This window comes from Chitinophaga sp., assembly GCF_035761305.1.
Classification (GTDB): Bacteria; Bacteroidota; Bacteroidia; order Chitinophagales; family Chitinophagaceae; genus Chitinophaga.
The window spans coordinates 1-14,108 of the sequence record NZ_DASTRI010000110.1 but is presented as its reverse complement, the minus strand read 5'-3'; the positions used below and the strand labels follow the sequence as shown (position 1 = coordinate 14,108).

Sequence of the window (14,108 nt, the reverse complement as noted above, 5' to 3'; positions counted from 1 at the left end):
TACGGTACCTATGAAAAAACTTTTACTTCTGCTGTGGCTTACCGCCATGGTAGCCGCCGGATGCGCTACCCAAAACGGCTGCCCGGCCAACAACTTTTATACAAAAAGCAATAAGAGCGAAAACCGTAAGGCCCGTAAACAAATGGACAGCCGCGTATTTTAGCATACCCCTATACCCATGCAAAAAAAGATCACCCTATTGCTGATAGCCACCGCCTTAATAACCATGGGCGCCTGCAGAACGCAGAAAACCGGCTGCCCGCAGCCCCGCAAGAACTGGGGAGCGGAAAAAGTGATTGATGAGCTGAACAAGCCTTCGAAAAAAAGGGGTTAGTAACGTTCTTCCTCAATGGTTTCCAGTATGGTAGCGTAGCTGATATACCGCTCGGCATCTATCTCCCCTTCTTCTACAGCGGCTTTTACCGCGCAGCCAGGCTCGTTGATATGCAGGCAGTTGTTAAACTGGCATTGTGTAATATAAGGCTGCATTTCCAGGAAATAATGCGACAGCTCTGTTTTGGGAATATCTATGATCCCAAACTCCCGCAAGCCGGGCGTATCTATTATTTGCCCGCCGCCGGGCAGGTCAAACATTTCCGCAAAGGTGGTAGTGTGCAGGCCCTTGCCGCTCCAGCCGCTCACCTCTTTGGTACGCAGCTGCATACCCGGCAGCAGCTGGTTAATAAGGGATGATTTACCCACCCCTGAGTGGCCCGACATGAGGGTTACCTTATCCTGCAGCAGCGCCTTTACTTCCGTTATTCCTTCGCCCTTAACAGCAGATATTATCAGTACCGGGTAACCAATATCCGTATACACATCTGCTATTTCCAGGAACTTTTCCCGGTCTTTTTCCTTCAGCAGATCTTTTTTGTTGAACACCAGTATGGCCGGTATGTGGTAGGCGGCAGCCGTTACCAGGAAACGGTCAATAAACCCGCGGGAAGTGCGGGGCTCCTTAATGGTACACACCAGCAGGGCCTGGTCCAGGTTGGCGGCTACAATATGCTTATGCGATTTTTTATGCGGCGAGCTGCGTACAATGTAATTGCGGCGGGGGACTATATCCGTTATAATGGCATTGGCGGCGTCTTTCTCCTCCTGCTCCACCTCCACAATATCACCCACGGCAATTGGGTTGGTGGAGGTAATATCCTCATCGATCTTAAAAACGCCTTTTATACGGGCCTGGTATAAACCGCCATTGGTTGTTTTTACCTGGTACCAGCTGCCGGTTGATTTATAAACTGTTCCTTGCACGGATAGTTGTTAGTGTTTGTAGTTAGGCGCGAAGATACAATTTAGGTTACTAACAACCGGTACGCGGCCTCAGGGCAGGCTGCGGAAGGCCGTGTACCGCAGCACTACTTCCAGCAGCAGGCAGGCCAGGGCCAGCATGACTAACGGGAAAAAGTGCTCTGCGTAGCGCTTATAAGAAGTGATCTCTACCTTGGTTTTCTCCAGCTTGTCTATTTCATTATAAATGCGCTGCAGGGCAACGGTATTGGTGGCCCGGAAGTATTTGCCCCCTGTTTCGGAAGATATTTTTTTCATCAGCGGCTCATCTATCTGCACATCCTGCATTTGCATCTGTATGCTGCCATCGGGCATGGTCATGGGAAACGGCGCTTTACCATAGGTGCCTATGCCAATGGTGTACACACGTATCTTAAACGCCTTCGCAATTTCCAGCGCAGTAATAGGATCTACCAGGCCGGTATTATTCACCCCATCTGTAAGCAGGATGATCACTTTACTTTTTGCCTTGCTGCTGCGCAGGCGGTCTACGGCAGTGGCCAGGCCCATCCCAATAGCAGTGCCATCCTGCAGCATACCGCTTTTCACCTGCATGATCTGGTTTTCCAGTACGGCATGGTCGGTGGTAATGGGGCATTGGGTAAAGCTTTCGCCGGAAAAAATAACCAGGCCAATACGGTCGCTGATACGCTTGTTCACAAAGTCTACCGCTACTTTTTTGGCCGCTTCCAGGCGGTTGGGCTGCAGGTCTTCTGCTAACATACTGCCGGAAATATCTATGCTCAGCACAATATCTATTCCCTCACTGTCAATATTTTCAGAGGTATTGCTGGTTTGCGGGCGGGCCAGGGCCGTTACCAGGGCGGCATAGGCCAGTATGCGCAGCACCAGCAGTACCGGCCGCATACGGGCTTTCCAGGAAACGGGCAGCCCTTTAAGCCCCTGTATGGAAGATACCTGCAACGCGCCCTGCTGCCGCTGGTGCTGTTTAATGTACCAGTAAATAAATACCGGTATCAGTAACAATAACCAGAAACACCAGGGATAGGCAAATGTTATATTTTTCCAGATCGACAGGTCCATTGCGTCTATTACGAATTACGGATTATCAATTACGTTGATTACAGCGTGCTTAAGGCGGTAGGTCAGCCGGCGGCACTTTCATCCTTGCACTTTTCTGTGTTGCTGCTTTATGCTTTGCTGCGCTTTTACTTTTCGCCTTATGCATTTTGCATCCGGCATTGCGCACCTGCATTGCACTTTTACCTTTTACTTCAGGCCTGCTGCTTCCCGCTTTCTGCGTTCTGCGTTTTGCCTTCAGCATCTGCAGCCGGCCTGGCGGCCGGTTTGGTCCACTCCACTATTTCCACTGCTTTATTCATACTATCTGTATGCTCTTCCGGCGTGGGCTGCAGCTTGGCAAACTTGGCCAGGTCTGCCAGCGATAACAGCGCCCGCAGCTTGTCGCGCTGCTGGTTCAGAATGGTTACCGGTTTTATGTTCTGCAGCAGCTCTGCCGATGTTTGCTCCAGGGCGGCTATGCCAAACTGCTCTTCAAAATAAGAGCGCAAAATATCGGTAAGCCGGCTGTAATACTCCTTCACCTGCCCCTGCTGCCATACCTTTTCGGCATCCAGCTCTTTCAGCAGGCGCAGGGTACGGTCGTACACAGGCTCCAGCGGAGCGGCCGGCGCTGCTTTTTCTTTTATCGGACGCCTTCGGAAATACCACCACAGGCCCAGGGCCAGCAGCACGGCAGCAGCACCAATAGCCATGTACACCCAGTAATCCCATATGCTCCAGGGCACGGCACGCACGGTTTTAATGGGTTTAAAAGCCTTGGTAGTATCTACTGTAACCGTATTTACATCTATACCTATGGGTTCGGAAAAGGCGGAGTCTGTAGCGTTATTACTGGCATCCAGCACATCAAACCGCAGGGCTGGTATTTCCCAGCGGCCCGAGTCGAAGCTGGTAAGGGTAATGGTTTGCTTAAAAAAAGTACCGCTGTTATTGGCGCTGGCAACCGTATCAATAGGAGAGCGGTTTACCACCTCCCAGTGGTTAAATGAGTCTGGCAGGGAAGGGAAATTAAGCCGCAGGTTAGCAGCTTTCAGCTGATCGGGGTTCACTTTTGCCGTCAGCTGCAGCTTCACCTGTTCGCCTATACGTATTTTGTCTGTATCTGCCTGGGCCTGTATGCCGTAACGGTCCTGGGCCAGCAAGCGGAAAGGACACAGGTACCCCAGCAATACAATTAAAAAAATACGCTGTAAGATGATTGTTCTTTTTCGCATGATGGTTTTTGCTCCGCTTTAAAACTTATGCCCTGTTCTGGAAAAATGTTTGCAATGCTTTTACGTAGTCCTCATCGGTACGTACGCTGATGAGCTCTGCCCCGCTTTTCAAAAAAGAGGTGCGGCAGTACTGTACCTGCTGCAGGAACTGCTGGGTGTAAAACTGCTGCACCCTTTTATCCGCCGCATCTATCCACTGGCGGCCGCCGGTTTCGGCATCCACCATTTGTATAAGCCCTACAGGCGGCAGCTCCTTATCCCGCTGGTCATACACATGTATGCCCACCATATCGTGCCTGCGGGAGGCAATGGTGAGCGCATCCTGGTAGTTGCCTGCCAGAAAATCGCTCAGCAGAAAAACAATGCTTCGCTTTTTAGCGGCGTTGTTGAAAAAGCGCAGGGTTTCCCGGATATTGGTGCCCTTCTTTTTAGGCTTGAAAGACAGCAGCTCCCGGATAATGAACAGGATATGTGATTTGCCCTTTTTGGGAGGAATATATTTCTCCACCCCGTCACTAAAAAATATCACCCCCACCTTATCGTTGTTATTGATGGCGGAAAAAGCCAGTACGGCGCATATTTCCGTAATAAGGTTGCGTTTGTTCTGGTGCACGGTGCCAAATACAGAGCTTTCGCTCACATCTACCAGCAGCATTACGGTCAGCTCCCTTTCTTCCTCAAATATCTTTACAAAGGGATGGTTGAACCGGGCTGTTACATTCCAGTCAATGGACCGTACATCATCTCCAAACTGGTAATCCCTTACCTCACTGAAAGACATGCCCCTTCCTTTAAAGGCGCTGTGGTACTCCCCGGAAAAAATGTGGTTGGAGAGGCCGCGGGTCTTCATTTCTATACGTCTTACCTTTTTGAGTATTTCTGCTGTATCCACCCGTTTGAGTAATTAATAATTAAGAATGAATAATTAATAATATTGGAGCGGCTCTAACCCGCTAATAGCTAAAAGCTAATAGCCAACAGCTTATGGTACTTCTACCGCGTTCAGGATTTCGCTCAGGATGTTTTCGGTAGTTACATTCTCTGCCTCTGCTTCATAGGTAAGCCCCACGCGGTGGCGCATTACGTCAAAGCAAATGCTGCGCACATCTTCGGGTATTACATAACCGCGGCGTTTCATAAAGGCATAGGATTTAGCAGCCCAGGCCAGGCTAATGCTGGCGCGGGGCGATCCGCCATAGGAGATCAGCGGCTTCAGCTTCTGCAGCTTATACTCCTCCGGATGGCGGGTGGCAAATACAATGTCCAGTATGTAGCGTTCTATTTTTTCATCCATGTACACCTCACGCACCAGCTTGCGGGCTTCCACAATATCCCCGGGGTTAATAACCGGGTTAATGGCGCTCATACCATCGGGGTTCAGGTTCTGGCGAATAATGTGGCGCTCTTCTTCCTTGGTGGGATAGCCTATTACCACCTTCAGCATAAAACGGTCTACCTGCGCTTCCGGCAGGGTGTAGGTACCTTCCTGCTCTATCGGGTTTTGGGTGGCCAGCACCAGGAAAGGCTCTTCCAGCTTAAAGGTGGTATCGCCAATGGTGATCTGCTTCTCCTGCATGGCTTCCAGCAAGGCGCTCTGCACTTTTGCCGGGGCGCGGTTAATTTCATCTGCCAGGATAAAGTTGGCGAAGATGGGCCCCTTGCGCACTACAAACTCGTTGCGCTGCTGGTTATATATCATGGTGCCTACCACATCGGCCGGTAAAAGGTCCGGTGTGAACTGTATGCGGCTGAATTTTGCATTAATAGCGGATGAGAGGGATTTGATAGACAGTGTTTTTGCCAGGCCCGGCACCCCTTCCAGCAGCACGTGCCCCTGTGCCAGCAGGCCTATCAGCAGGCGTTCTACCATGTAGCGCTGGCCAACGATCACTTTTCCCAGCTCAATATTCAACAGGTCTACAAATGCGCTGGCCTGGTGGATCTTTTCATTCAATTGACGGATATCTTGCGATGTATTCTCCATGCTATATGTATTTTTTCGGATTTGCAAAATAATCATTCTGCCGGCAAAACCGGGTACCACAGCCCAGGCAGGCCCGTTAAAATGCTGTTAAGATTGAAATTACGAATTATAGTTACAGGTTATATTGAGCCATTCATCACTACAGCCATCCCTTATTCATTTTTAAACCCTACCGCCCATAACATCAACCACCCATTGCCTTAGCTGCCACTGTCATCATTCGTAATTACAAGCGCTTGCTGCTTTTCGCGCGGCAATAACCACGCATTTTACAATTCAACCATCTATAACGCCATAGCCTATTGCCTTAACAGCCTACCGCCACCATCGTAATTAACTAATTCGTAATTACATCAGCTTACGGCTCAAGTTAATAAAGCCGTGGCATATTTATATCATCTTTTTTTATAACGTACCTTTGCTCCTGTAACAAATCATTACCTAACAACCACATATACAATTATGAGCGACTTTGAGCAGCAATGGAACCGTGTTATAACCCGGCTAACCGAACGTTTTGGCAAAAAACCCAATATGGAGGCTATCCTGTTCCTGATAGGCGTACAGGAGCTGGGGCAAATGAAAAAGAAATACACGAAAGAGCAAAAACAGGACCTGATGCATATTGCCACCTGCACCCTGCTAAGCCAGAGCGGGTACTATGAGCTGGCCGGCTACGATAAAGACGGATGGCCGCATTTCAAAGAAGTGCAGCCGGTGCCTAAAATGGGACTAACAGAACAGGAAAGATTTCTGCAGGAGCATATCATTGCGTATTTTGACCACAACGAAGACGACGAATAAACCCAAACCATGCAACCTGTATTCATTACGCCGGTACAGCTGCCCATGCTGAATACCCTGGTGCAGCTGGAGCAGCAAACTTTTACAGAAACCTTTGGCAATACCTACCAGCCCGAAGACCTGGCCGCTTTTTTACAGGCAGGTAAAAGTGCTGCCGCATTGCAGCAGGAGCTGCAAACACCCGGCAGCTTGTATTACCTGCTGTATTACAACGGCACACCGGCCGGCTTTATTAAGCTGAACCTGGGCAAGCAACCGGATGATGCCGCGCATACCCGGCTGCCGGCGCCTGTAATGGAGCTCGAAAAAATATACGTGCTGCAGGCCTTTCACGGGCATAAGCTGGGCAAAGCGCTCATACAGCACGCATACGCCGTGGCACGGGAGCACCAGGTTGCCACCATATGGCTGGGCGTGTGGGAGCACAATACCAGGGCCCGCCGCTTTTATGAGCACGAAGGCTTTGAAAAGTTCGGTGAGCATCCCTTTAAAGTAGGCTCACAGCTTGATACAGACTGGTTAATGAAAAAAGCGGTAAGCTAACCGCCGCAACTGTTACATATGAAAAAACTACTGCTCGTACTACTGTTACTATCCGTTGGCCTGAGCGCCATGTGCAGGCACCGCAAAGTAAAGGTGATTACGCCTTACGGCACCATGATCATAAAGCTGTATGACGAAACGCCCCTGCACCGGGATAACTTTATTAAGCTGGTAAAAGCGCATTTTTATGACAGCCTGCTGTTTCACCGGGTTATTAAAGAGTTTATGATACAGGGCGGCGACCCGGACTCGAAACACGCGCAGCCCGGCGCCATGCTTGGCAACGGCGATACGGATTACACCATACCGGCCGAGTTCCGGCTGGACCTGTACCACCGCAAAGGCATGCTGGCTGCTGCAAGGGACGATAACCCGGCCAAAGCATCATCCGGCTGCCAGTTTTATATTGTGCAGGGCAAAAAGTGGACAGATGCGGAGCTGGACCACCTGGAGCAAACCCGCCTGGGCGGCCGCAAAATACCGGTTGACCAGCGGGAAGTGTACAAGACCATTGGCGGCACCCCGCAGCTGGACCAAAGCTATACCATTTTCGGGCAGGTAATAAAAGGCATGGAGGTGATTGATAAGATTGCGGCGCTGAAAACAGACGGGAACAACCGGCCCTTAACCGATGTGCCCATGAAAATACGGCTGGTGAAAAAATGGGGCATCTTCTAACCGCATTGGAGAGTATAGTAATTTCCTTACTTTTACCGCCAAAATCAAACTAACTATGAACTTTCCGTCAAATCTGCGTTACACAAAGGATCATGAATGGATACTGCTGGAAGGCAATGTAGCCACCATCGGTATCACTGAATTTGCGCAACGTGAGTTAGGTGACATTGTATTTGTAGATATTCCCACCGTAGGCAAAAACCTGAACGCGGAAGAAGTATTTGGCACCGTAGAAGCTGTAAAAACTGTTTCCGACCTGTTTTTGCCGGTAGCAGGCGCTATTAATGAAATTAACCCTGCGCTGGACGGCAGCCCGGAACTGGTGAACTCCGACCCTTACGGTGAAGGCTGGATGATAAAAATGACCGTTACCAACCCTGCCGACGTGGAAGGCCTGCTGGATGCAGCTGCTTACCAGGCGCTGGTAGGTGAATAATAAGATTAACTATAATTTAATGTGCAAATATGCCGCAATATCCCAAACACCTGCTGCATATTTGCACATTGCTTTTAGCATAGATACCATAAGACACAAACCATTAGCACAGCTGCACATTTAGTCATGAAGGCATTACGATATTACATTCCGGCCATATTGTGGGTTATTTTTATCCTGTTCATGTGTACCTTACCCGGTAAGGACCTTCCGCACGAAAGCTGGATGGAGCGGGTGCATATGGATAAGATTGTACATTTTGGCCTGTTTGGCGGCATTGTATTTTTCCTGTGCCTGGGCTATTACTGGCAAAAAAGAGCTATTAGCCCTTTAACGTTTTTTACGTTTGTGCTATATGCAGCCATGTACGGCGTATTAATAGAATTTATACAGAAGTACTTTACGGTAGACCGCTCTTTTGATATGACCGATGCTGCTGCCGATACCATTGGCGCTATTGCCGGCGTATGGGTATTCCGCCTGTTCAGGCGCTGGTTCCTGAAGCCACCTGCCCCCTCTAACTAATGCCTATGAAAAGAGGCTGCATCATACCTGATACAGCCTCCTTCGGAAATAAGTGATCTGATGTTATGCTTTATTGCTTGCCAGCTTCATTCTTGGCTTCAGTTTTCATTTTCTCGTTAGCAAATATTGCAAACTCCACGCGGCGGTTTTTGGCCCTGTTCTCTTCAGAGTCATTGGCCACTTTAGGCTGGCTTTCGCCATACCAGTACGTTTGTACGCGGTTGCTGGCAATACCTTGCGAGGTGAGGTAAGCCGCTACGGATTTGGCGCGCCTTTCGGACAGTCCCATGTTGTAAGCATCCGTGCCTTTGTCATCCGTATGCCCTTCTACGCGAACATAGGTATCGGGATATTTATTCAGCACCTGCGCCAGTTGACGGATGTTGTCCTGCGCAGTGGCGGTAAGGTCAGATTTGTCAAACCCGAACAGCACACCGGAAGAAAAGGTTACGTTAATACCTTCCCCCACACGTTCTACCGTGGCGTTAGGCACCTCACTCTTTATTTCTTCGGCCTGCTTATCCATTTTTTTACCGATCAGCACCCCGGCAGTTCCGCCTACGGCGGCGCCTATGATAGCGCCCAGGGCTGTGTTACCGGCTGCTTTACCAATAGCAGCGCCCGTGGCAGCACCACCGCCAACGCCAACAACAGCACCTTTCTGGGTGTTATTCATGCCTTGCCATGTTGAGCAGCCAAATAGTACAGTGGCAGATAAGGCTATTGCTACAATTGCATTCAACTTTTTCATCATACAGTTTTTTAATTTTTTCTAAGGATTCTAATTACAATTGTTTGAGTTATGACGGGCATTTTTGCAGTAACATATAAATTACCCGGTAATATTTTTCGCTTATAACGTAACGCCGGGTTTTCCCAGGTGCATCCGTTTTTTAACAGGTACGGTATTCCAAATTCTTTGCCAAAGTAATATCAGCAACTTTTTCTTCCTGTTAAATTACTGGGCACTAGTTGGGTATAGACAATAAATTTTATGCACATATTATATATGTGGATAACTGGCTTTATATAACTAAAATGGATTATCCCAGCAGGCTTCCCAGCATGCCGGCCAAACCGCCGCCGCCGGACTGCTGTTGTTGTTGCTGCCGTGCGCCGTTGGAAAGTGCGCCCATCAGGTCCTGCAGGTCCACATCACCATCACCGTCGCGGTCAAGCCCGCCGGAAAAGCGGCCCAGTATACCGGATAAGTCAAGTCCGGCTGCTTTGCCGCCGGTCAGGGAATTCAGGATGCTTTGCAGGTTAAAGCTGTGATCATTAGGATCGTTGGTTTTCTTTACCAGGGAGCCAAGCACGGTGGGTATCAGGCTGCCTGCAATCTGTTGGGCAGCGCCGGCGGGCAGGTGAAACTTTTCCAGCAGGGTGCCGACAAAGTTGCCGGAAATCCTGTTCACAACAGGGTTTTGCGGATCAGCAGCGCTATTGCCGCCCAGCAGGCTTAACACCTGGCTGGTATTGCCGTTCGCCATCTCTTCCTGCAGGCCGGATGTAATGGAGGCGGTGGCGGCGTGCATTACCGCGTCATTTTGCTCATTGGGCACAGCAGGGTTGTTTACAACCGCACCTTGCGCATTTTCTTTAACGAGATTCAGGAGTTCTTCCAGCATGGTGATATAGCATTTATGAAAGTGATTGTGTATGTAATTAAACAGCGCCCGTGTGCAAATTGTTTAGCCATATTAGCTTTTATATGCCGCCTTGCTTCAGCTTTTCTGCATTCTCCGCAAACTGCAGCGCATCTATCATTTCCTGGATATCCCCGTTCATAAAGGCGTCCAGGTTATAAATAGTCATGCCTATGCGGTGGTCTGTAATACGGCCCTGCGGATAGTTGTAGGTACGTATTTTGGCGGAGCGGTCGCCGGTAGATACCAGGCTTTTACGCTGTGAGGCAATGGCCTCCTCATGCTTGCGTACAGCAGCTTCGTATATACGGGTACGCAGCATTTTCATGGCTATATCGCGGTTGGAGTGCTGGCTGCGGCCTTCCTGGCACTCAACCACTGTGCCGGTAGGTATATGGGTCAGGCGCACCGCCGATTCTGTTTTGTTTACGTGCTGGCCGCCTGCGCCGGATGAACGGAAAGTGTCCATTTTTATATCGGCGTCGCGTATTTCTACATCCACTTCATCGGCCTCGGGTAGCACCGCCACCGTGGCGGCAGAGGTATGCACTCGGCCAGAGGCTTCTGTAGCCGGCACGCGCTGCACACGGTGCACGCCCGACTCAAATTTAAGGGTGCCGTACACGTCGTCCCCGCTGATCTCTACCACGGCTTCCTTGTAGCCGCCTACCGCGCCGGGGGTTTCGTTGAGCAGGTTAGTGCTCCAGCCCTTGTTTTCGCAAAAGCGCAGGTACATGCGCAGCAGGTCGCCGGCAAACAGGCTGGCCTCGTCGCCGCCGGTACCGCCCCGTATTTCCAGGATGGCGTTCCTCTCATCCTGCGGGTCTTTAGGTATCAGCAGGTTACGGATCAACGCTTCCTGCTCCTCCTTTTGCTGGTGCAGCCCTTCGGTTTCCTCTTTGGCCAGCTCCCGCATTTCATCATCACCGCTTTCCAGGGCTTCCTTGTTAAAGGCAATGGCATCCAGCAGCTTGCGGTAGGCATCATAGGCCTTTACAATTTTCTCCAGCTGCCGGTACTCCTTGCTAAGCTTACTGAACTGCTTATTGTCGCTTACAATTTCCGGGTTGGTCAGCGCCAGTGACACCTGATCAAACCGGCCTTTTATCGCATCTAGTTTATCTATCATAATTATCTTTGAAAATCCGCCGCGGGTTGCAGGCGGGATGCAAAATTAACATCATTTAATTATTTATAAACAACCGGTAAATGTCCCAACCAATTAAATTACGCGGCACTGATATTTTTGACGGGCGGCAGCTGGCAGGCAAAAGTAAGGTATTGATACTCAACCAGGACGGAACAGTGCTGGACATACTGGACGCAGCCGACGCCGGTGATGGCGTGCAGCACATCGAAGGCATCCTTTGCCCGGGGCTGGTAAACACGCATTGCCACCTGGAGCTGTCGCACATGCGGGGCATCATACCTGAAAAAACCGGGTTACCCGCATTCCTTACGGCGGTAATGACGCAAAGGGGCCTGCTGAACACCGACCCCGCCACAGCCATGGCGGCCGCGGAAAACATTATGCGGGAAGAAGGTATTGTAGCTGTGGGTGATATTTGCAATACCGCCGCCACACTGCCTTTAAAACAGCAGGGGTGTTTATATTACCAGTCGTTTGTAGAATGTATGGGCTTTGTGCCTGCTGCCGCTGCACAGCGGCTGGCACAAAGCCGGGAGGTGTACCAGCAGTTCCGGGCGCTGAACGGGCCCCTGCACCACAGTTCCATAGTGCCCCACGCCCCTTACTCTGTAAGCAACGCATTATTTGAGCTGCTGGCTGGCTTGCCGGAAAATACCCTGCTCACGATCCATAACCAGGAGTGTGCGGCAGAAGATGAGCTGTACCAGCATAAAACCGGCGCTTTCCTGGAGTTTTACCAGCGCTTTGGTATGGATATAAGCGGGTTTACCCCCGCGCAAACCAGCAGCCTGCAGGCCTGCCTGCCTTACCTGGCCGGCAGCCCCCTGCTGCTGGTGCACAATACTTTTAGCAGTGAAGCCGATATACAGGCCGCCCTGCAGCGCGCCCTGCCGGTGTATTTTTGCCTGTGCCCCCTGGCTAACCTGTATATCGAAGACCGCCTACCCAACATTCCGCTGCTGCGCCGCCTGGGCGCCACCCTTACCCTGGGCACTGATAGCCTGGCCTCCAACCACCAGCTATCCATATGGGCCGAGATACAGGCCATCCGCACCCGTTTCCCGGAAATACCCCTGGCTGAAATACTGCAATGGGCCACGCTGAACGGAGCCAAAGCCCTTGGCATTGAAGGGCAGTACGGCAGCTTTGAGAAAGGGAAGCGGCCGGGCGTAGTAGTGATTGGAGCGCAGGGATGCAGGAAGTATGAGATGTGATGTGCGGATGTGCAGCTATGCAGATGTGCAGATGATGGACCAGATAGATGGTAGATGGGATGATGTGCAGATGTGCGGATATGCAGATGTGCAGATGTGTAGATGATGGAGCAGGTAGATGGCGGATGGGATATGATGTGCGCTGGTAGACGGGAAAATGAATGAAAAAGTTGGGCTGCGCGATGAAAAGCAGGATATAGCTTCCGGCGGCTGCATGCATATATATACTTTTATGCTATTATATTTGTGTGCTGAAATACCGTAACATGCAATCTTTCCTGGACCAGCTGATCCTGGGTAATCCTGTACGTAGCTATCTGATACTGGCAGTTGTGCTGCTGGTAGTGTTTGCCATTAAACGCTTCCTGTCAAAAGGCATTGCCAACCTGGGTTTTAACCTGGTAAAACACTGGTCGCCGCAAATAGAAAGGCAAGAGCTGGCCCACCTGCTGCTACGCCCCCTGGAGTATTTCCTGGTGCTGGTGGCCTTTATGCTTACCATTGACCACTTCCGTTTTCCACCGGTGCTGAATGTAGCCGTGTATAATGGCTATACGCTCCGGAACCTTACCAATACCCTGCTGCAGATCGCCTTTTGCATCTGTATTTTATGGATACTCCTGCGCCTGATAGATTTTGTTTCGCTGATACTGGAAAAACAGGCCGACCTCACAGAAGATACGACGGATAACCAGTTCATCATCTTCTTCAGGGATTTTTTTAAGGCCCTGATTTCCATTTTCGGCCTGGTGGTGCTCATCCGCATCCTGTTCGGATCGGAGCTGGTGAACAAGCTCATAGCAGGCCTGGGTATTGGCGCGGCTGCCCTGGCGCTGGCTGCCAAGGAAAGCATTGAAAACCTGATCGGCTCCTTTATTATTTTCTTTGACAAACCTTTCCGTGTAGGCGACAGCGTGAAGGTAGACAGCTACCAGGGCACGGTGGAAAAAATAGGGCTGCGCAGCACCCGCATCCGCACGCTGGAAAAAACATTTGTAACCGTACCCAATAAAAAAATGGTCGACAGCATACTGGATAACCTTACCCTGCGCACGCAGCAACGGGTAGCCATGAAGCTGGAGCTGCCCACGGATACGCCTTCAGATACCCTGCTGCAGATACTAAAGGACATACAGGGGTTGCTGAACAGCAACCGCAACGTGCTGCCGGGTTTTACCGTAAACCTGCACGATTTTAATAAAGACACTTACCTGGTGCAGATCATTTATAACACCTATATTATAGAAGGCCTGCAATATGCCGCCCTGCGCGAAGCCGTGAACCTAGGCATTATCCGCGTGCTGGAGCAGCATGGCGTAAAGCTGCCAAGCACAAGCTATGAAATACAACAGGTGCCGGATAAGGGGAAGTGAGGTAATTACAGGCGCCTTATAGCAGCATCATGCTGTTTTCCGACTAACATTTAACCGTAAGGGGCTGACCAAAAAGGTCAGGCCCCATGAGAAACAAAAAAATATATGGCCCGCTTTGGCGGGCTATATATTTTTTATTGAGTGAAGGATATCTGACGTTGTAATATTTTGGAGAACAGGATAAAGGGAAAAATATCTCTT

Annotated in this window: 17 protein-coding genes; 9 read left to right on the top strand and 8 right to left on the bottom strand. The window is 50.3% G+C overall.

The features are described from left to right. The first annotated feature begins 10 nt into the window (after positions 1 to 10). Positions 11 to 163: a hypothetical protein gene (locus VFS25_RS09635; RefSeq protein WP_326461925.1), complete on the top strand. Its 153-nt coding sequence runs from the start codon at positions 11 to 13 to the stop codon at positions 161 to 163. A 15-nt stretch (positions 164 to 178) separates the two neighbouring features. Further along, entirely contained in the window at positions 179 to 334 is a 156-nt protein-coding gene (locus VFS25_RS09630; protein WP_326461924.1) for a hypothetical protein, read from the top strand. On the opposite strand, the gene rsgA is transcribed toward VFS25_RS09630, so the two are convergent. The 5 genes from rsgA to VFS25_RS09605 form a co-directional block, all read right to left on the bottom strand. Beyond that, entirely contained in the window at positions 331 to 1,260 is a 930-nt protein-coding gene (gene rsgA / locus VFS25_RS09625; protein WP_326461923.1) for a ribosome small subunit-dependent GTPase A, read from the bottom strand. The two genes, VFS25_RS09630 and rsgA, sit on opposite strands and share 4 nt — an antisense overlap. A 69-nt stretch (positions 1,261 to 1,329) precedes the next feature. Beyond that, entirely contained in the window at positions 1,330 to 2,340 is a 1,011-nt protein-coding gene (locus tag VFS25_RS09620; protein WP_326461922.1) for a VWA domain-containing protein, read from the bottom strand. A 191-nt stretch (positions 2,341 to 2,531) separates the two neighbouring features. After that, complete coding sequence (locus tag VFS25_RS09615; RefSeq protein WP_326461921.1) at positions 2,532 to 3,554, bottom strand: BatD family protein; 1,023 nt, start codon at positions 3,552 to 3,554, stop codon at positions 2,532 to 2,534. Between the two features lie 25 nt (positions 3,555 to 3,579). Continuing rightward, positions 3,580 to 4,446 (bottom strand): DUF58 domain-containing protein, encoded by an 867-nt coding sequence (locus VFS25_RS09610; protein WP_326461920.1) that lies wholly within the window; start codon positions 4,444 to 4,446, stop codon positions 3,580 to 3,582. A 90-nt stretch (positions 4,447 to 4,536) separates the two neighbouring features. After that, a complete protein-coding gene (locus tag VFS25_RS09605; protein ID WP_326461919.1) occupies positions 4,537 to 5,538 on the bottom strand; it encodes an AAA family ATPase in 1,002 nt (333 codons plus the stop codon). Positions 5,539 to 6,000: 462 nt separating this feature from the next. Here VFS25_RS09605 and VFS25_RS09600 point away from each other — a divergent pair, with 462 nt between their 5' ends. The 5 genes from VFS25_RS09600 (at position 6,001) to VFS25_RS09580 (ending at position 8,524) form a co-directional block, all read left to right on the top strand. Then, the gene (locus tag VFS25_RS09600) at positions 6,001 to 6,342 is read left to right on the top strand and encodes a hypothetical protein (RefSeq protein WP_326461918.1); all 342 of its coding nucleotides are present in this window, start codon (positions 6,001 to 6,003) and stop codon (positions 6,340 to 6,342) included. A gap of 9 nt (positions 6,343 to 6,351) precedes the next feature. After that, positions 6,352 to 6,885 (top strand): GNAT family N-acetyltransferase, encoded by a 534-nt coding sequence (locus VFS25_RS09595; RefSeq protein WP_326461917.1) that lies wholly within the window; start codon positions 6,352 to 6,354, stop codon positions 6,883 to 6,885. An 18-nt stretch (positions 6,886 to 6,903) separates the two neighbouring features. Continuing rightward, the gene (locus tag VFS25_RS09590) at positions 6,904 to 7,563 is read left to right on the top strand and encodes a peptidylprolyl isomerase (RefSeq protein ID WP_326461916.1); all 660 of its coding nucleotides are present in this window, start codon (positions 6,904 to 6,906) and stop codon (positions 7,561 to 7,563) included. 55 nt (positions 7,564 to 7,618) lie between these two features. After that, complete coding sequence (gene gcvH / locus VFS25_RS09585; RefSeq protein WP_326461915.1) at positions 7,619 to 7,999, top strand: glycine cleavage system protein GcvH; 381 nt, start codon at positions 7,619 to 7,621, stop codon at positions 7,997 to 7,999. A 126-nt stretch (positions 8,000 to 8,125) separates the two neighbouring features. Next, positions 8,126 to 8,524 (top strand): VanZ family protein, encoded by a 399-nt coding sequence (locus tag VFS25_RS09580; RefSeq protein WP_326461914.1) that lies wholly within the window; start codon positions 8,126 to 8,128, stop codon positions 8,522 to 8,524. 70 nt (positions 8,525 to 8,594) lie between these two features. Here the strand turns inward: VFS25_RS09580 and VFS25_RS09575 are convergent, their stop codons facing one another. The 3 genes from VFS25_RS09575 to prfA all read right to left on the bottom strand — a co-directional run bounded on the left by VFS25_RS09575 (position 8,595) and on the right by prfA (position 11,299). Next, complete coding sequence (locus VFS25_RS09575; RefSeq protein ID WP_326461913.1) at positions 8,595 to 9,200, bottom strand: OmpA family protein; 606 nt, start codon at positions 9,198 to 9,200, stop codon at positions 8,595 to 8,597. Between the two features lie 367 nt (positions 9,201 to 9,567). Continuing rightward, positions 9,568 to 10,152, bottom strand: coding sequence for a hypothetical protein (locus tag VFS25_RS09570; protein ID WP_326461912.1), 585 nt, complete (start codon positions 10,150 to 10,152; stop codon positions 9,568 to 9,570). Positions 10,153 to 10,231: 79 nt separating this feature from the next. Continuing rightward, positions 10,232 to 11,299 (bottom strand): peptide chain release factor 1, encoded by a 1,068-nt coding sequence (gene prfA / locus VFS25_RS09565; protein ID WP_326461911.1) that lies wholly within the window; start codon positions 11,297 to 11,299, stop codon positions 10,232 to 10,234. A gap of 80 nt (positions 11,300 to 11,379) precedes the next feature. Between prfA and VFS25_RS09560 the strand changes: the two genes are divergently transcribed. Both VFS25_RS09560 and VFS25_RS09555 read left to right on the top strand, forming a co-directional pair. Then, a complete protein-coding gene (locus VFS25_RS09560) occupies positions 11,380 to 12,534 on the top strand; it encodes an amidohydrolase family protein (RefSeq protein WP_326461910.1) in 1,155 nt (384 codons plus the stop codon). A gap of 266 nt (positions 12,535 to 12,800) precedes the next feature. Continuing rightward, positions 12,801 to 13,907, top strand: coding sequence for a mechanosensitive ion channel family protein (locus VFS25_RS09555; protein WP_326461909.1), 1,107 nt, complete (start codon positions 12,801 to 12,803; stop codon positions 13,905 to 13,907). Positions 13,908 to 14,108: the final 201 nt, after the last annotated feature.